The following is a 486-nucleotide window of genomic DNA, read 5'->3' on the forward strand; positions in this document are numbered from 1 at the left end:
GCATGCCGCGCTTACGCAGGCTCTGGTTGTATTGCGACCAGTTCCGTGGAACGTAGCACTGCTTCGGGCGCTTGCGTGGCTCGCCAGACTTCAACCGTTCTTTGAAGAGCATGCTAAATGAATAGATTCACTCGATGCCGGCATTATCTCAGACCCGCAACACAACCATCAGGCCCTATCTGCTGAAGACCCTGCCGAACAAAGTCGGTGGGGCTCGCAGACAAATTCGGCCCCTTCGGAAAACCCGCAATCAGTTGTCAGTCTGCTTGAAACCCGCAATCAGTTGAACGACAAGCCCCGTTCGGCCATCATCTCAACCAGATCGCGAAGGCTGAGCTTGTAGCGCAGGTACCAGCGAACGCACAGAATGATGATCTCCCGATCAAAATGGCGTCCACCGAACGACTCCTCCAGACTCTTCAGCTTGTTCATCGCGGCTCCTCAAATCGGTCAAGGCGACACTCTAACCGATCCTTGAGCGCTATT

At 54.5% G+C, this 486-nt stretch carries 1 pseudogene; it reads right to left on the reverse strand.

The features are described 5' to 3' along the window. Positions 1-288 precede the first annotated feature (288 nt). A pseudogene (locus EVC45_RS45155) lies at positions 289-432 on the reverse strand (IS6 family transposase); the annotation flags it as partial. Positions 433-486 lie beyond the last annotated feature (54 nt).

It is taken from the genome of Paraburkholderia sp. UYCP14C (genome assembly GCF_004197395.1).
Taxonomy (GTDB): domain Bacteria; phylum Pseudomonadota; class Gammaproteobacteria; order Burkholderiales; family Burkholderiaceae; genus Paraburkholderia.